15 protein-coding genes are annotated in these 16,162 nt (G+C 68.6%); 9 read left to right on the top strand and 6 right to left on the bottom strand.

The features are described from left to right. Nucleotides 1–2: 2 nt before the first annotated feature. Nucleotides 3–1,367 (bottom strand): SWIM zinc finger family protein, encoded by a 1,365-nt coding sequence (locus CHAN_RS09945; RefSeq protein ID WP_290289358.1) that lies wholly within the window; start codon nt 1,365–1,367, stop codon nt 3–5. 308 nt (nt 1,368–1,675) lie between these two features. Here CHAN_RS09945 and CHAN_RS09940 point away from each other — a divergent pair, with 308 nt between their 5' ends. Then, a complete protein-coding gene (locus CHAN_RS09940) occupies nt 1,676–1,831 on the top strand; it encodes a hypothetical protein (RefSeq protein WP_290289356.1) in 156 nt (51 codons plus the stop codon). 452 nt (nt 1,832–2,283) lie between these two features. Continuing rightward, entirely contained in the window at nt 2,284–2,658 is a 375-nt protein-coding gene (locus CHAN_RS09935) for an SMI1/KNR4 family protein (RefSeq protein ID WP_290289354.1), read from the top strand. A 168-nt stretch (nt 2,659–2,826) separates the two neighbouring features. Here CHAN_RS09935 and CHAN_RS09930 read toward each other — a convergent pair whose 3' ends face one another. Beyond that, nucleotides 2,827–3,468: a MerR family transcriptional regulator gene (locus CHAN_RS09930; RefSeq protein ID WP_290289352.1), complete on the bottom strand. Its 642-nt coding sequence runs from the start codon at nt 3,466–3,468 to the stop codon at nt 2,827–2,829. Nucleotides 3,469–3,634: 166 nt separating this feature from the next. Between CHAN_RS09930 and CHAN_RS09925 the strand changes: the two genes are divergently transcribed. From CHAN_RS09925 to CHAN_RS09905, 5 genes are all read left to right on the top strand, one after another. After that, nucleotides 3,635–6,328: an ABC transporter ATP-binding protein/permease gene (locus CHAN_RS09925; protein ID WP_290289350.1), complete on the top strand. Its 2,694-nt coding sequence runs from the start codon at nt 3,635–3,637 to the stop codon at nt 6,326–6,328. Next, nucleotides 6,328–8,049: an ABC transporter ATP-binding protein gene (locus CHAN_RS09920; protein WP_290289348.1), complete on the top strand. Its 1,722-nt coding sequence runs from the start codon at nt 6,328–6,330 to the stop codon at nt 8,047–8,049. The genes CHAN_RS09925 and CHAN_RS09920 overlap by 1 nt, the downstream gene beginning before the upstream one ends. Nucleotides 8,050–8,306: 257 nt before the next feature. Continuing rightward, the gene (locus tag CHAN_RS09915; RefSeq protein ID WP_290289345.1) at nt 8,307–8,819 is read left to right on the top strand and encodes a DUF2306 domain-containing protein; all 513 of its coding nucleotides are present in this window, start codon (nt 8,307–8,309) and stop codon (nt 8,817–8,819) included. Between the two features lie 96 nt (nt 8,820–8,915). Beyond that, the gene (locus CHAN_RS09910) at nt 8,916–9,536 is read left to right on the top strand and encodes a TetR/AcrR family transcriptional regulator (protein WP_290289344.1); all 621 of its coding nucleotides are present in this window, start codon (nt 8,916–8,918) and stop codon (nt 9,534–9,536) included. Next, entirely contained in the window at nt 9,529–10,212 is a 684-nt protein-coding gene (locus tag CHAN_RS09905) for a YqeB family protein (protein WP_290289342.1), read from the top strand. The genes CHAN_RS09910 and CHAN_RS09905 overlap by 8 nt, the downstream gene beginning before the upstream one ends. A 205-nt stretch (nt 10,213–10,417) precedes the next feature. Here the strand turns inward: CHAN_RS09905 and CHAN_RS09900 are convergent, their stop codons facing one another. After that, nucleotides 10,418–11,122: an SMI1/KNR4 family protein gene (locus CHAN_RS09900; protein ID WP_290289340.1), complete on the bottom strand. Its 705-nt coding sequence runs from the start codon at nt 11,120–11,122 to the stop codon at nt 10,418–10,420. A 236-nt stretch (nt 11,123–11,358) separates the two neighbouring features. Here CHAN_RS09900 and CHAN_RS09895 point away from each other — a divergent pair, with 236 nt between their 5' ends. After that, nucleotides 11,359–11,799 (top strand): YtoQ family protein, encoded by a 441-nt coding sequence (locus CHAN_RS09895; protein ID WP_290289338.1) that lies wholly within the window; start codon nt 11,359–11,361, stop codon nt 11,797–11,799. Between the two features lie 497 nt (nt 11,800–12,296). Here the strand turns inward: CHAN_RS09895 and CHAN_RS09890 are convergent, their stop codons facing one another. The 3 genes from CHAN_RS09890 to CHAN_RS09880 all read right to left on the bottom strand — a co-directional run bounded on the left by CHAN_RS09890 (nt 12,297) and on the right by CHAN_RS09880 (nt 14,947). Then, a complete protein-coding gene (locus tag CHAN_RS09890; protein ID WP_290289335.1) occupies nt 12,297–12,776 on the bottom strand; it encodes a DUF3592 domain-containing protein in 480 nt (159 codons plus the stop codon). Between the two features lie 229 nt (nt 12,777–13,005). Beyond that, nucleotides 13,006–13,449: an alternative ribosome rescue aminoacyl-tRNA hydrolase ArfB gene (gene arfB / locus CHAN_RS09885; RefSeq protein ID WP_290289332.1), complete on the bottom strand. Its 444-nt coding sequence runs from the start codon at nt 13,447–13,449 to the stop codon at nt 13,006–13,008. 82 nt (nt 13,450–13,531) lie between these two features. Next, nucleotides 13,532–14,947, bottom strand: coding sequence for a serine hydrolase domain-containing protein (locus CHAN_RS09880; RefSeq protein ID WP_290289331.1), 1,416 nt, complete (start codon nt 14,945–14,947; stop codon nt 13,532–13,534). 48 nt (nt 14,948–14,995) lie between these two features. Here CHAN_RS09880 and CHAN_RS09875 point away from each other — a divergent pair, with 48 nt between their 5' ends. Further along, the gene (locus CHAN_RS09875; RefSeq protein WP_290289329.1) at nt 14,996–16,132 is read left to right on the top strand and encodes a hypothetical protein; all 1,137 of its coding nucleotides are present in this window, start codon (nt 14,996–14,998) and stop codon (nt 16,130–16,132) included. The last annotated feature ends 30 nt before the right edge of the window (nt 16,133–16,162 follow it).

Below are 16,162 nucleotides of genomic sequence, written 5' to 3'. Positions count from 1 at the left end.
GCCTAACGCTCGGTGGGTCTGGTCGATTCTTCTGCCGGCGCATTCGATGACCGCGGTGTCGCCGCTGATTTGTTGTGCGTCAGCATCACTGCGAGAACGTGCTTGCACGGCCCACGGTCACCGGCGTGTGAGAGGTACCAGGTGCAACTGCAGGTGGCGCCCTTCTCGGGGACGTCAGCGTCGGGACCGAGCCGCACGCCGTATTCGGCGTCGCCCGACTTGACGATCCAGGCATCCGAGCCGGCGCTCCGCACCGCGTCGGCGGCCACGAGCTTCTGCGCTGCAGTCAACCGTGGGTTGTCCTTTTCGACCCGCTCCGGCGAGTCGGGCAGTTCCCGGTGGAAATAGGCCCGGTCGTTGACGTCCCAACCCACACGGCCAGAGGCCGCGAGCACCGCGAGCGCCGCCTTCACCCGAGCCTCGGGAAGCGCGGTGTTCTTGGTGAGCCGGGCGACGTCGATGATCGGCTCAAAGGCCAACATGGCGCTGACCAGGTCGGCGTCCTCCGTGACGGTCGGTGCTGCCAGCGAGGCCAGCAAGGAGCCTTCGCCGGAGTAGCCGCGCCACTCCTTGTCGGTCAGCCCGAGGGTGAGTCGGGCGTCCGGAAGCTGCAGAGTGATCATCGCACCGACGGTGTGCTCGTCGGCGGGGCCGTGGACGATGAGTCCTTGCACGTGCGGCATCAGCCGTTTCAGCGCGCTCAGCCGCTGCAGACCGCTGACCAACACCGCTCCCGGCGTCGCCACCGCGCTGGTTTTCACCGCGCCGCGGGCCGCGGACAGCCAGGCCGAGCGTCCGGACACGCTTGCGGGCGGCAATCCGGCAAGGAACCGGCGCGCACCCGAGGCCGGCACCCGGAACGCCTCGACGAAGCCTTGTTGCGACTGTGCCGCGTTGCCCAGCGCGCGCACCCAGCGCGGCGGCATCGTCACGGGACGCTCAATCGTGGAAGCCGCCGGCGTCGCCGCCCGCAGCCCCTCTGCGCCGACGTCGACGTGCAGCAGTTCATTGCGCGGCAGGTTGGACAGCATCACCCTGGACGCGGGGCCGATGTCGACGTTGGTGGTGCCGCGTCCGATGTCCCCGCCGTCCAGGCCCGAGCCCATCAACTCGAAGCACGCATAGACGGCGTTGCACCCCGAGAAACACTCGGCCCGCAGCCGATCGCCGTGTGCGGAAAGGATCGGGTCGCGCTCCGACATCGGAGTGAAGTTGTAATAGCGGGTGGCGGTGATGTCGGCGAGTGTCACGAGTCCGCGGGCGAGCACCTGCGGGTGGGTGGCGAAGCCGTGGAAGAAGCTGGGGGACGCGTTGAGTCCGTCCGGCCCCAGCCCGGGCGCGAGTGCGAGCGTGAGGCGGTTGTCCACGAGAGTGGTTTCCTCCGCGAAAACCCTATTCATCCATACCTCCAAGCCAGTGCCCTTCGATGATCGCAGGCCGTACCCGCTGCTCCAGCCTTGGTCCGTGCGCGCCGACGCACAAGAACCTCGAACACCGTCGCGGAAGTTCCGAGGGGTTTCCGCAGCAGTTCCGCAACCTGAATCTGTCCGGGCTTTCCGCCCGGCCCGCCCTCTCACGGCGACCAATCCCGACCATCACGCCAAGGTCGCCCGAGGGGCGCGCGCCAGTTGCGCGCCCCTCGAGGACCAGCTGCAGGCTGCTCATGAAGAGCGGCGTGAGCTCGGCGAGTTGGCTGACCGGGAAGGCCGATGCACTGCCGGTGCCCTGCCTTTGCGACCGCATCCAGGAGGCGGACAACGACCTCCGGCAGGTCACCGTCGCGCTGGCCTACGCCGAGCAGCGACTGGGATGGCTGCAGGAGGACCGATGATGATCCGTGCTGGCACGATCCGGTCGTCGGATAGATGCGATCCAGGTTGCGAACATGCCGCCGCTCGGTCTACATCACCTTGCGCGAGAATACCCCAACATGCATTGAGACCGCCCTGTGTTTTGGGCACGTGGGGAGTTCAAGTTCACCGTGTAGCCCGGCGGGGCTGCTTCGGCTTCGGGTTCGCCGTCGTGGATGCGCCAGTTTTGGGTTCCGCCCCACCGAGATGCGCCAGTTTTGGGTTCCGCCCCACCGAGATGCGCCAGTTTTGGGTTCCACCCCCACTCAGGTGCGCCAGTTCCAGGCAGATACACCCGTTGCAACGGGCGCATCTGCCTGGAGCTGGCGCATCTGGAGGGATGATGTCGGGGGCGGCGTGAGCCGGCGGCAGGGCCGGCATCAGAGCATTGATTCCTGGTGCCGAGGGCTGGGGCGTCGAGTAACCTTCTCCCATGGCCTTTCCAGTCGATGAATCACGTATCCGCGCTGCTGAGGAAGCATTGGGGCGCACCTTCCCGGACGCTTTGCGGCAGCGCTTGATGTCGGAGAACGGCGGCGAAATCGACGACGCCTACGAGGGATACTGGTTCCTCTACCCGGTGTATGACGATTCCGACCGCCGCCGTCTCGCCCGCTCGGCGAATCACGTGGTGAAGGAAACCGAAACGTGGCGCTCCTGGGCCCACGGATTCCCGCAGGACGCCGTCGCCGTCGCCGACGATCAGGCGGGCAACGCGATCATTCTCCTGCCCGGCGACGACCGCTTTTACCTCTGGGACCACGAACAGCCGGAACCGGAGCCGATCGAGCTGATCTTCGACGAGTGACGCTCGTCCGAATCCGGGGCGGATCCGCGGCTCAGATGCGCCATTTCCGTGCAGATACACCCGTTGCAACGGGCGCATCTGCCTGGAACTGGCGCATCTGGCGGGGAGGGGGTGAAGTCGGCTCCGTACCACTGCTCCGGGCGTTGCGGTGGGAGAGGGGCGCTGCGGCTAGGGGTGGTCGAGGGCATCGCGCCGCGCCCGGGCGATGCTGTGCGACGTGTGCCCCATCTGCAGCAGAGCCAGCACCAATCGCGAGTACCGGTGCGTGCCGACGGCTACGTTCATCGCAATCCGGTCGCGGGAGTCGTCCATGTCGATGGCCGACCCTGAGATCGCATCGACGGCGCTGGCGATGACGGCGAGGTGGTCGTCGTCGACGTCTAGGCCGAGGCTCATCAGCTCATCGACGACGGCCACCGCCGCGTTCCGGGCGATGCTGGGGGAGTCGGGCCACTTTTGCCCGGCGACGACGCCGTCGATCAGCGCCTCGGCCGCCGGATTCTCGACCTCGGGCAAACCGTCGGCATCGGGCATCAGGCCGCCGCCGAGGACCTGGGCGGTCTGCATGATCGTCAGAATCCCGGTGCCCGGGTCGTCGATTGCGGTGGTCAAGGTGCGGATCTGGTTGATCGAGAGGCCGACGAGGCGTCGTAAAGCGGAAATCAATTCGAGGCGCCCGCGGTGCGCGGGGCCGTAGACGGACGTGGTCTGGTTCTTCTTCGCCCCGGGCGGAAGCAGGCCCTCGCGGATGTAGTACTTGATGGTCGCGGTCGACGTGTCCGTGGCCGCCGCCAGCTCGCCGAGCTTCATCCGTCGCCCTTTCGATCGTGGATGGCCGCATTGGGCAGTGGCGCTATCTTACCGATGGCCGGGCCCGATGGAACCCTTCACATACTTAGGCTAGGCTGCCCTTCAACTGTCTACGTCGGTCCCGTGCGCTTTGCGACGGGACCCATCCTCGAAAGGTGAGTGGTCGATGGCGAAGGGGTTTGAGGCCGTCGTACTCCGTGGCCTGGGCGCCAAGGAACATGCGGTGACCGTGATCGGGAAACGCCGGCTCGCGCCGCACTTCATCCGGGTCACGTGCCGCTCGGAAGGGCTGCTCGATCCGAAGGGGGAAGCGCCGGCGAACTGGCTGCGCCTCTGGTTCCCCGACCCCGACGGCGGCCCGAAGGAGTTCCAGCGCGGCTACACGCTCGTCGATCCCGATCCGGCGACCGGCGAGTTCTCCATCGATTTCGTCATCCACGAGCCCGCCGGGCCCGCCTCGCACTGGGCGGTGAACTGCGAGGAGGGCGACCGGATCGTCGCCATGCGCTACGGCGAGCAGCCCTTCGCCCCGCCCGAGCCGCCCCCGGCGGGGTACCTGCTGCTCGGGGACCTCGCCGGCTATCCGGCGATCCGCGCTCTGGTCGCCGCCATCCCCGAGGAGAGCCCCGTGGTCGTCTACCTGGAGCGGCACAGCCCCGACGACGACCACATCGCCCTGCCCGAGGGCCCGAACATCACCGCGTCCTGGGTCGACGAGCTTCCCGACGGGCAGGCGCTGGTCCAGGCGATCAGCGACGGGGACTGGGCCGGCTGGTACGCCTGGGTGACCGCGGAAACCGCGTCGACCCGGCACGCGAAGACACTGCTGCAGAGGAAATTCGGCCTCAACCGAGCGACCTTGCACGCGCACGCCTACTGGGTCCGCGGACGCCAGATGGGCAAGACGCAGACCATCGATTCGGCGGGTCCGGAGGCGCCCGCGGCGAAGGGCGCGTCGGCTGCGCCGGCTGCGTCAGCTGCGTCGGCTGCGTCGGCTGAGTCCGCGACCGTCGGGGAGAGTCGGGCATCTGCGGGCCCGAATGGAGCGGGCGGTTCCGGCAACGTCGGTGGCGCGGCCGCTGCCGCTGCCGACGGCGCTGGCTCCGATGTCAACGCCACGGCAACTGCATCCGACGCCTCCGAGGACGGTGTGCTCCGGCCGCTCAAGCGCCCGCTCATCGCCGCCGGCATCGTCGAGGGGGCGCTGTCCCTGCTGCAGCTGATCCCCTTCATCCTGTTCGCGGAGCTGGCGCGGCTGTTCGTCGGAGGGGCCCCGGCGGAAGCCTTCGCCCGGCCGGCGATCTGGGCCGTGGTCGCGATGGCCATCTCGGCCGTGGGAACGTCGCTGCTGGTGCTGTGGCTGCACCACCTGGACGCCAACTTCGCCACGGCGCTGCGGCATCGCCTCATGGCGAAATTCTCCCGGCTGCCGCTGGGCTGGTTCATGCGCGGCCGGGCGGCCGACGTCAAGAAGATCGCCGGCGACGACGTCAGGTCGCTGCACTACCTGGTCACCCACGCGGTGCCCGACATCGTCGGCGCCGTCGTCGCGGCACTGGGCAGCCTGATCTACCTGTTCGCCGTCCAATGGCGATTGGGGCTGGTCCTGCTCCTGCCGATCGTCGCGTACATCTACGTCCTCAAGGGGATCCAGCGCCGCGACAAGGAAAAGGTGCTGCAGAACCAGAGGTACGAGGTGCTGGCGGCGGGCCAGACGCAGGCCTTCATCGGCTCGCGCGGGACCTCCGCGGTCTTCGGGCCGAAGGCGGTCGTCGACCTCGAGGGCACGCTGCGGGAATCCGGTGACTTCATGGCGGATTGGCAGCGCGACACCGGCCCCCGCAAGATCATCGCGGTGATGACCAACCGCCCCACCACGGTGCTGGGCGTGCTTCTGGTGGCGGGATTCGCCATGGTCGTGGCGGGCTGGATGCCGGCGACGGATCTGATCCCCTTCCTCATCCTGGGCACGTCGTTCGGCGGCCGGCTGCTGAACCTCGGGTTGGGGGCGGCGAGCCTGTCGGGCGGACTCGAGGCGAAGGCCGGAGTCGAGCTGTTCCTGGCGACGCCGGAGCTCGCGCCGCCGGTGGACCGGCCCGCGCCCCCGGGCCACGTGCGCTTCGACCACGTCGATTTCTCCTACGGCGGCGGCCGGAAGGTCATCGACGACCTTTCCCTCACCCTGGAGCCCGGCAGCGTCACCGCGCTGGTGGGCCCGTCGGGGGCGGGCAAGTCGACGGTGGCGGCGTTGCTGGCCCGGCTGTGGGACGTCACCGGCGGTTCCGTCAGCATCGACGGCGTCGACGTGCGCGATCTCACCCAGGAGCAGCTGTATTCCTCGGTGTCGGTGCTGCTGCAGGATGCCCAGCTGGTGCACGCGAGCATCCGCGACAACATCGCGCTGAACCGCCCCGAAGCGACCGACGCCCAGATCCGCGAGGCTGCGGAGGCGGCGGACGTGCACCGGGTCATCGAAGCGCTTCCCGACGGCTACGACACCGTGGTCGAACCGAACCGTCTTTCCGGCGGTGAGCGCCAGAGGGTGGCCAGCGCCCGCGCGCTGCTGGCGAATACCCCGATCGTCGTGTTGGACGAGGCCACTGCCGCGGCCGACCCGGACTCCGAGGCCGCGATCCACCGGGGGCTCGAACGCCTGCTGGCGGGCAAGACGGTGCTGATGATCGCCCATCGGTTGCACACGATCAGGAACGCATCGCGGATCCTCGTCCTGGACGAGGGGAAAGTGGTGGAAGAGGGCACGCATTCCCGGCTCGTCGCGGCGGGTGGGGCTTATCGGCGGATGTGGGATGCGCATTGCGGCGCACCCGTGGCCGTCGCCGTTGAATCGGAGGAGAACTGATGTTGCGGGATCTGCACTTCGTCGTCGGGGGCGGTCGTCCCCTGTGGTCCTTCTTTGGTGCGGTCGCCGTGTCGGCGCTGCTTCAGGTGGCGGCCGTCGTCACCCTCTACCCGCTGCTGGGTGAGCTGTTCTCGGCGGATCCGGGGGCCGCGCTGCCGTGGCTGGCGCTGTTGCTGCTGTTCGTGGTCTGCAGCTGGGGCGTCGACATCTTCGCTGCCCACCGGGGGCTCGATCTGGGCATCGCCGTCATGCGCGAGATCCACGGCAACGCCCCGGGCGCCGTGCTCTCGTGGCCGGATGCTCGCCTGACTTCCGAAAAGGAAGGTGCGATCCGCGATTTGATCACCAAGGCCAGCACGGTCACTTCAGCGGTGATCCTGCTGATCGGGCCCCTGATCACCTCCATCGTGTTCATCTTCGGGCTTGGCGTCGGGCTGCTGCTCGTCTCGCCCGCCCTCGGCGCGGTGACGTTCCTCGGCGGCATCGCGTGCCTGGGTTCGCTGTGGGCGTCGGCGAAGCTGGAGGACAGGTCCACGGCGGAATACGCGGCGGCCAATGCCTCCCTCGATGACAGGCTTTTCGAGTTCGCGCTCGTGCAGCCGACCTTGCGCACCGCGCGCCGGGTGGACGCGAGCACTCGGTTGGTCGACCGGGCCATCGCCGAAGCGCGGCGGAAGACGCGCCGGGTCCTGCTGTGGCAGATCCCCGGGCAGCAGGTGTTCACGGTCGTGGTGCAGCTGGTGCTGCTGGCGTTCGGGTTCACGGTGTGGTGGTCCTACGATCGTTCGGCGTTGACCGGGGCCGCGGCCGCCGCGTCGATCGTGGTGCTGCTGCGCGTCGTCGAGCAGGCCAACGTCCAGGCGGGATCGGTGGGTGCAGTCGTCGATCTGCGGCGTTCCTTGACCGAGGTGCGCGAGTTGATGGAAGTCGAGCGGGTCCGCGCCGGCGGCCCGGGCGAGGGCCCGGCCACGGTGGAGCTCCGGGGCGTGGACGTCACGTTCCCCGACGGCTCCACGGGGCTCGACGGCATCGACGTCGACTTCGCGCCGGGCACGATCACGGCCGTCGTCGGCCCGTCCGGCAGCGGCAAGTCGACGCTGGTGTCGCTGTTGGCGGGGCTGACCGTCCCCGACGCGGGCACGGTCGACGTCGACGGGAAGCCGGCTTCCCCCGGCGACCTGCGCGGCCGCGCCGCGATGGTGTTCCAGCGCACCGTCCTGCACACGGGGTCGATCCGCGAGAACCTGCTCGCCGTGAACCCGGATCTGACGCAGCCGGAATTGGATGCGATCGCCGTCAATTGCGGTCTGGCCGAGGCGATCGAGCGATTGCCCGAAGGCTGGGACACTCCCGTCGGCGAGCTGGGCAATCGGCTGTCCGGGGGCGAGCGGCAGCGGCTGGGCCTGGCCCGGGCCCTCGCCAAGCCGGCATCGGTCCTGCTCGTCGACGAAGGAACATCGGCCCTGGACGGGCGCAATGAGCGGACGGTGACCGATGCCCTGTCCGGGCTGCGCGGCTCGTACACGACCGTGGTCGTCGCCCACCGACCGGCGATGGTGGAGATCGCCGATCGCGTCATCGTCATGGAGTCGGGGCGCGTGGTGGAAGCCGGCCCCATCGACGAGCTCGAAAGGGCCGATGGTCCCTTTGCCCGCATCGCGGAGCAGTGGCGGGAAGCGGCGACGTGGGGGGTCGGCGAGGCGCAGAGCGTCGGCGGGTAGCGGCCGCAGGTTCCCGACGGTGGCGGTCCCGGCTGCCGGCATGAGCCGGCGGGTGACGGGTCCGGGTCCTGGTTGGCCCCGGGACCGGTACGCGTCGGCCGGTGGCGGTCCCGGGGCCCGGGCCGGTGGCAGGCCCGGCTGCCGGTCGGTTGCGTGACGACGGGACGTCGTAAAGCATCGAGGGGCCGTCGGATAGTGGAAATCGGCGCCGCTATCCACGTTGAGGCACGTTGGACAGCCGCACTATCTTGGCGCCCATGGGAACCATTCCAGCGGTCATCCTGGTTCACGCCGGCGCCGCATTCCTCGTCCTTCTCATTGGCCCCATCAACATCTTCCGTCCGCGACGCGACGCCGTGCACCGCACGCTCGGCCGCACCTGGGTGGCGCTCATGTACATCACGTGCGGCTCCAGCTTCTTCTTCGGCCTGGAGGACGGATTCACGCTCCTGCATGGCCTGTCCGTGTTCACCATCATCACCGTCAGCCTCGGCGTGCTCGGCATCGTGCGCGGGAACCGGCGGGCGCACGCGGGCAACATGATCGGCTCGTACATCGGCACCGTGGTCGCCTTCGGGTTCGCCGCGCTGCTGCCCAACCGACTCATCTGGACCACGGCCGTCACCAATCCGGTCGCGCTGTTCCTCTTCGCCGCCGCCCTGACCGCGGTCGCCGCTTCCTGGTTCGCCGTGGTCAGGGCGAGGGTCGGTGCCGTTTCCCGCCGTGCGTCGGCGCGGGACGCGGAGACGGCGAAGGTCGTCGGCGGCTGAGTTTCCGCATCCTCGTCACGGCGAGCCCCACTGCGTCATTTCCGCGGGGCGGACGCGTCGTCTATAATTGAGTGAGTACTCAGATAAATCAAAGAGGTGCTCGAAGTGGCGAGGCGAGTCGACCCAAAGCGGGTCGCACGAAAGCGGGAGCAGATCACGGTCGCGGCGACCAAGCTCTTCTCCACGCGGGGATACGAGAACACGAGCGTGGCCGACATCGCCCGAGCAGCCGGCATCAGCCAAGCAAGCGTCTTCTACTACTTCACAGATAAAGCGGCGCTCTTCCGGTCGATCTTCGAACGCGATCTTCCCGCGGCCGAGCGGCTGATCGCACGCCACGCAGAAGCCGCCCAGCCGGTGCCCGCCATCTTGAATGTTCTGGACGAACTCGGGAAAGAGGCCGCCGACCCCGGAGCTTCGGGGATGGTCGTCGAATTGCTCAGACGGGTCGAACACGATCCGGAACTGGTCACGGTGGTCGCGCGCACCACGGAGATTCTCACGGACGGGCTGGCCGAGTTGATCTCGCGCGGCATATCGGACGGGAGCATCGCGGAGGATCTCGATCCCGTCGAAACGGCAATGTGGCTGCAGGCAATCGTGGATGCAACCTACTTGAACGCGAGGCCCGGGTATTCGCCGACGGCGGAACTCCGCCGCACCGCCCTCGGTTATCTCGCTCCACCCGCGCACCAAGGAGAGGAATCACATGACTGACGATGAAGCAACGGTGACGATCCCAAGGTGGTGGATCGTCGGGATTTGCCTCGCGGGCGCGGCAATCGGCGTCGGCGCCGCATTCATGGTCGGCCCGGTGGTCGATTGGCTGCTCTCGTTGGCCGGGGATGCCCCGGGCCCGCTTCGCATCGCCGCCCGTCTGCCTCTTGTCTGGGCCATCCCCATCCTTGCGTTCCTGGGCGTGATCGTCGGTTTGATGATCACGCACGAATGGCGAACGGACGTGGGCACTGTGACGGTTTCCGCACGTGGCGTAACAATTGAGGGTTCAACCGCGAGCCAATTCGTTGCCGGAGAGCGGGTGGGCGGTGTGTTCACCGACGGGAAAGATCTCGTGATAACCGATCCGAAGACCAACGAGATTTCCCGGAGCAAAACGGATGTCGTGCTCGTTTCTCGCCTACGACGTGCCTTTGAACGGTTCGATTACCCGTGGCAGGGAAACGATGATCCCCACGAGAAGTCCTACATCAGCTGGGTAGATGGCGCGGTTGGAGTCGACGACCGAATCAACGACCTTTTGAGGGCGCGATCACGTGCCCTCGCGGACGAGCGGAGCGGTGCCGCCGCCGAGGCACTGGATGAGCTGCGATCGCTTGGCATCGCAGTTCGTGATCGGGATGGCGCGCAGCAGTACCGGATGATCCCCGACTAAGTGATTCGGCTGTCCGGCTCGGGACTCGTCCGGTCCCGATTGACATCGCCGGCTTTCGCATTGCCGACGGGCGGACACCTCGCATCGAAGGACGGATGACGCCTTCCGGGCATGCGCCCCATGCCGAAGCAGCCGTGAAAGCCACCGCCGGGCAGCGCCCAAGCGCTTCGGCCATCGGTCCTCGGGCACTGCGGGGCCGCCGAGATCACCCCTGATGCCAGTTGCTTCGATCCCACAGCTGGATGGGCTCGTTGCGCGCCGGGTACCGGAGCACCGGGTCGACGACTTCGTCGACGTCGTCGAACTCGAGGAAGCCCATCGAGTCGTCGTCGCGTTCGATGAGCGGCCGACCGAACACGTCGCGCACCGTGGCGGCCTGCTCGTCGGTGAGCAGGTGCTCGTGCGAGCGCAGCCAGTCCGCGGCGTTGCGTTCGGGGTCGTCCTCGCCCAGGAAGTCGTCGTCGTAGAACTCGGCGGCCGACTCGATCATGTCGGCGAAAACGAAGCCCGCCAGGTCCGGGGCCAGGCGCAGGTCTTCGTCATCGTCGTTCTGCAGGAGAACCACCGGAATGGAACCGCCCTCGGCGGCGCCGGTGTGGAAGCAGTAGAGGTTGCCGTCGGCCTGCATCCCGAAAGGCAGCAGCCCGGCGGCCGGATCGATGCGCCACATGTCATCGGGTTCGGCGAGACGCGCCAAATGGTCGGCGATCTGCGCGGGACCGAGGGTCTCGAACGACGTGCTGAAGTGGAGCAGCGGATGGTGCGGAGGCTCTTGGGAATCGCCGTCGGGCTGAGGCTCCGAACCCGGCGAAACGGTCTGCAACCCTGCTTCGGCGAGAGCCAGATACTCCTCGGGCCATGTGAGCGAATGCTTGGCCGCGATGTCCCGCAGTTCCGTCGCCATCGACATGTCAAAACTCCTTCGTCCTGATGAATGTGAATCGGAGCCTACTCAGGTGCGGGAGTTTCCGTCGCGTGGAATTTCGGGCGACGTCGCGAGTTTGCCCGGAGTCTCCTCGGCGCTCTCGCGGCCCGAACGCGCAACCGCCGCTGAACGCGATCGATGAGGGCCACTCGGGTATGGTGCGCCGATGAACGGGGGAGGTGCGGGGGCACATCCAAGTTTCAGTGAAGGAGTAATCGGCCATGAGCTTCAACGTCTACCTTTCGGGTGAAATCCACACCGATTGGCGCGAGGAGATCCAGCGGGGCGCGGAAGCCGCCGGGCTGGACGTGGTGTTCACCGCCCCGGTGACGGACCACCCCGCGAGCGACGCCGCCGGAGATCACCTGGCCGAGACGTCGAGCCAGTTCTGGCGCGACCATCAGTCGTCGAAGGTCAATTCCATTCGCACCCGCACGCTGATCGAGAAGGCGGACATGGTGGTCGTGCGTTTCGGCGACCAGTACAAGCAGTGGAACGCCGCCTTCGACGCCGGGTACTGCGCCGCGTTGGGCAAGCAGTACGTGACGCTTCACGACGAAGGGATCGTCCACCCCCTCAAGGAGGTCGACGCGGCGGCGCAGGCGTGGTGCACCACCACCGATCAGGTCGTGGAAATCCTGCGCTACGTGCTCCAGGGGTAAACGTCCGGCCAATCGTCGAGTCCCATGAGGTTGCGGACGCCGGCTAACGGGGCGACCGCACCGGGAGAATGGCCGTGCCGGACGCACGGGGAGAATCGCTGCACAGGGAGAGTTGTCGCACCGGGCGCACGGCATCCATTGGGTGACCGATTCCGCCGCGCGGGCACGCGATTCACCGCCCACGGCGCTTGGAGCCGAAGGTTGCTTGGCGTTAGGCGCAAAACGCGGCCACTGGCCGCGTGAACGGCAATAAATGCCCAGGTGGCGAAATCGAGTGGCTGCACATTGGGGCTGGCGCCGAGCCCTGACGTAAACCCACCCCGAATGCGCAACCCCACCCGCTGTAACGGGTGGGTCTGCGCATTCAGGGTGGGTTAGCGGCGAAGGGTGCGCAGGCCCGGCCCGATTCGGGGTGGGTTTGCCGCGGTGGTTGTGCAGGCCGGGACCGATTCGGGGTGGGTAAGCGTGAGAGGGGTGCTGGACCGGCGGCCGCGCCCTTACCAGCCGAAATACCCCTTCGCCACAAGGAGGGCGGCCGACGTGCCGAAACCCGAGATGGCCGCGATGGCGCCACCGAGGACGGCCAGATTCGTGCTCTTCCGGGACATCTCCCGGCCGTTGACGGGGGCGACGAAGATCTCGGGGTGATCGGGGTCGTAGTAGACGGTGACCGAATGGCCCTGCCGGTTGGCCATCCCGATGTCGGAGTGGGCCGGCGTGGCCAGGCATTCTTCGCCGCGCAGGGTGGTGAACTTGATGGTTTCGATCAGATGGTCGCGGACCCGATTGCTGTCGTCGACGGAACTGTACGTGTCCACGGCAACGACCTGTCCCGTTGTCCGCTGCCCTCTTTCCACGAGGCGCGCGGAGAGCCGGATTTTCCGGGTGGCGAGAATCGTGCTGACCAACCCGGATAATCCGGTCACCGCGGACATGAAAATGAACGTGGAAAAGATGAGCGGCATCGGATCGGACATGTCGAACATTGGAGTGCCTAACGGGTGCGGGAATCCGAGGCCGCGAGCCGACGGATCCGGTGGGAGGTGGGCGCCTCCGAAGGGGCGATGATCGCTCAATGTAGACGCCGCCGACGGCTACCGATCACGGATCCGCGCGCGCTGCGTCCGCAACTCCTGCTGGTCACCTGGGCCTGGCACCTCTGCCCGTCACTTGGGCCTGGGCCCCTATGCGCGTACCCTCGCCCCGTCACATCGGATCGGGGCGCCGCCTCGCCGACTTGATCTCCGAGCGCCGCTTCTTCGCCGCGAGCCGGCGCCGCACCGAACCCCGGGTCGGTTTGGTGGCGCGCCGGGGTGGCGGCGGCGGGGCGAGCGCCTCCCGCAGCATGGCGGCCATCCGCTCGCGTGCTTCGGCGCGGTTGCGGATCTGCGACCTCCGGGTGGTCACGGCCACCGTGAGCACCGTGCCATCCAGCCGGCTCCGGAGGTTGCGCAGGACACGGCGGCGCTGGGCGTCGGAAAGCGCGCCGACGGCGGCGATGTCGATGGAGAGCTGAACCTTGCTGTCCGTCGCGTTGACGCCCTGGCCGCCGGGGCCGGACGACCGCGCGAACCGCTCCGTCAGATCACCCGCGGGAATGACCAGACCGCCGGGGATCCCCGGGCCCGGTGCGATGGTCAATCCGTCCATGGCGACAACCCTAATCGGGCCTGTCCTGGTCGGGCGCGTCTGGATCGTGTTGATCGGGCGCGTCTGGATCGGGCCGGACTAGCTACCACCTGTTCGGCGCTCGCCGGGACATCACGGCCGCGGCGAGCATCGCCGCGGGCACCGCCGCCGCCGCGATCACCGCGCCCGGTTCCCACAGCCAGAAGTACGGCGGCGGCACGCCCATCAGCAGCGGAGCCCCGACGACCGCCACGGTCGTCACCGATACGGCGATCACCGCCCACACCACGGGCCGGACGGTCCGCCGCGCGAACCACCCGGCGACAAGGACCGCCAGCGCCAGCCCGAGCAGCGCGGCGGGCACGATGACCGCCAACCGTCCCGCGCCGAAATCGCTAGCCCCCGAGTCGCGCGATGTAGCCCCGGTGACCTCGTCGAACGCCAGCCGCGTCAGCCCCGCGAGCTGCTCCTCGCTCAGGTACCCCGAGGCGTTGAGCAGCACCGCAACCCCGTCGCGGCGGGAGGGGTCGAGGTAGACGGCCGAGAAGTAGCCGGGCACGGTGCCGGTGTGCCACACGGTGGTTCGGCCGTCCGATTCTTCGGTGATGCGCCACCCCGGCCCGTACCGTTGCCGCGGCTGCGACGTCGGTTGCGCGTCCGCTTGTTTCGCGGCGATTTCTTCGGCCGCGTCCAACTGCGACACCGCGAACTCGGCGAGGTCGTCGATGCCGCCGCAGGAGTACCCGTAGGCGGGGCCGGCGCCGTCGTAACCCGTGTCCATCGGCCACGCGAAGGGGCCGGCGAACCGGTGGCCCCGGGGCACTCCGGCGCATTCGCCCGCCGACGCGCCAACGCCGGCCGCGCCGGGCGTCGCCCGCACCGCGTCCTGGTACGTGCCGCCCGCGGCGGATTCGACGACGGCCTGCAGGACCAGATAGCCCAGGCTCGAGTACCGGTGGGCGCCGCGTTCGCCGTCGGCGGCGGCGATCTCGCCGGCGGCGTCGGCGACGACCTCGGTGGCGGTGGCGCCGGGCCGGTCGACGTCGAGAAGCTCCGCCCCGAAACCCAGGCCCGCCGTGTGGTCGAGCAGGGACCGCACCGGCACGTCGGGCGCGCCGTCGACGTACCGGCTCGCGGGCGCGTCGAGGTCGAGCGCCTTTTCCTCGGCGAGCCGCTTGACGACGGCCGCCGCCACCGGTTTCGACACCGAACCCCACAGCATCGGCGTGGTGTCGTCGATCGGTTCGCCGTCGCCGTCGTGGCCGAAGGTTTCCGTGCGGGCGACGCCGTCTTTTATGCGGGCGACCGCGCCGCCGGGCACGCCGAGTTCGGTGGCCTCGGCGGCGAAGCGGGAGTCCCCGTCGGCGGCGTGGGCGATGTCGGCGGAGTGGGCGGCCTGGGCGACGGGGACGGCGTGCGAGACGTGGGCGGGATCGGCGACGTGGATCCGTGCGACGGCGAGCAGGATCAGGACGATCAGGGTCGAGGCGGATGGTTTCGCTGGCGAACGTGCCTCCATGGTGTTTTTTATACGGCACGGCCCGGGGGCACCGCTATCGTCGGCACGGTGAAACGACTGCGCGTGGAGAAGCACGAACACCTGGGAACGCCATCCGATCCGTCGCCGGCGGCCATCGACGCCGCCCGCGTGTGGGAGGCGGCGGAGTCGGCGATGCTCGGCCACGCCGACTTCTCCTACGGTGCCGGCGAGATCGCCGCTTACGCCGCGGAGGACGCCGACGAGGCGATGGTGCTCTTCCTGGTCCGCGACGGCGATCGCTGCGTCGGGTTCTTGCACGCCGATCTTCCGCTGCGCGACAACGTGCACCTGACGCACGTCGAACTGCGCGCCATGCCCGACGTCGACGCCGTGGAGGTCCTCGATGCCGCATGGCCCGAGTTCGCGGCGTTCTGCCGGGAGAAGCGGCGCACGGCGATCACCTTCTGGGAGTTGTCGGGCATGGATGGGGCGACGATCCGGGCGGCCAACGGCGACGGGGCGGTGGCGCCGACTCCCGTGACGGAATGGTTGGCCGCCCGCGGCTTCTTCCTGGACCAGGTCGAGGTGGCCAGTACGGCGACGGTCGATTCCGCGCCGATTGCCGCGCTCGACGGTGAGCCCGACACTGCCTCCGGCGCCGGGATCGCGGACGGCTATCGCGTGCGCACCTGGGACGGGCCCACGCCGCCGGACCTCGTGGATGGCCTGGTGCGGCTGCGGGCCCGCATGTACGTCGATGCGCCGCACGGCAGCCGAACCCAGGAAGAAGGCAACTGGGACGCCGACCGCGTCCGCCGGGTCGATGCGCAGATCGCCGAGGCCGGGCGGACGGCGTTGTGGGCGGTCGCCCTCGACGAATCCGATGAACCCGTCGCGTACACGTGCCTCGAATGTCCGGGTTTCCGGCCCGACGTCGCGTTCCAGCAGGACACGTTCGTTCGCCGCGATGATCGGGGACACGGTCTCGGCATGGCAGTGAAAGCCGCCAACCTGCGGCAACTCCGCCGCGTGCGCCCGCAGGTGGCCAGGGTGCACACCTGGAACGCCGGGGAGAACGAGTGGATGCTCGCGATCAACCGCGAGCTCGGGTACGTGCCGACGTGCGTCGTCGGTGCCTGGGAGTTGGGCACCGCCGGAATGGGAGCCACGGAAGTCGGCACGGCGGAAACGGCCACGGCGGAAACTGGGGCGGCGGGGGAGTAGCCCACCCCCTTCCCTGGCGGGCGCCGCAGC

It is taken from the genome of Corynebacterium hansenii (genome assembly GCF_030408795.1).
Classification (GTDB): domain Bacteria; phylum Actinomycetota; class Actinomycetes; order Mycobacteriales; family Mycobacteriaceae; genus Corynebacterium; species Corynebacterium hansenii.
The sequence above is the reverse complement of the archived record's forward strand: the minus strand, read 5'-3'. Positions and strand labels throughout refer to the sequence as shown.

Bases quoted from the DNA above. Each gene is read 5' to 3' on its own strand.
- CHAN_RS09925 (WP_290289350.1), top strand. From the start codon at position 3,635: ATGGCGAAGGGGTTTGAGGCCGTCGTACTCCGTGGCCTGGGCGCCAAG.
- arfB (WP_290289332.1), bottom strand. From the start codon at position 13,449: ATGGACGGATTGACCATCGCACCGGGCCCGGGGATCCCCGGCGGTCTG.
- CHAN_RS09900 (WP_290289340.1), bottom strand. From the start codon at position 11,122: ATGTCGATGGCGACGGAACTGCGGGACATCGCGGCCAAGCATTCGCTC.
- CHAN_RS09920 (WP_290289348.1), top strand. From the start codon at position 6,328: ATGTTGCGGGATCTGCACTTCGTCGTCGGGGGCGGTCGTCCCCTGTGG.
- CHAN_RS09890 (WP_290289335.1), bottom strand. From the start codon at position 12,776: ATGTCCGATCCGATGCCGCTCATCTTTTCCACGTTCATTTTCATGTCC.
- CHAN_RS09880 (WP_290289331.1), bottom strand. From the start codon at position 14,947: ATGGAGGCACGTTCGCCAGCGAAACCATCCGCCTCGACCCTGATCGTC.
- CHAN_RS09895 (WP_290289338.1), top strand. From the start codon at position 11,359: ATGAGCTTCAACGTCTACCTTTCGGGTGAAATCCACACCGATTGGCGC.
- CHAN_RS09930 (WP_290289352.1), bottom strand. From the start codon at position 3,468: ATGAAGCTCGGCGAGCTGGCGGCGGCCACGGACACGTCGACCGCGACC.
- CHAN_RS09935 (WP_290289354.1), top strand. From the start codon at position 2,284: ATGGCCTTTCCAGTCGATGAATCACGTATCCGCGCTGCTGAGGAAGCA.
- CHAN_RS09905 (WP_290289342.1), top strand. From the start codon at position 9,529: ATGACTGACGATGAAGCAACGGTGACGATCCCAAGGTGGTGGATCGTC.
- CHAN_RS09915 (WP_290289345.1), top strand. From the start codon at position 8,307: ATGGGAACCATTCCAGCGGTCATCCTGGTTCACGCCGGCGCCGCATTC.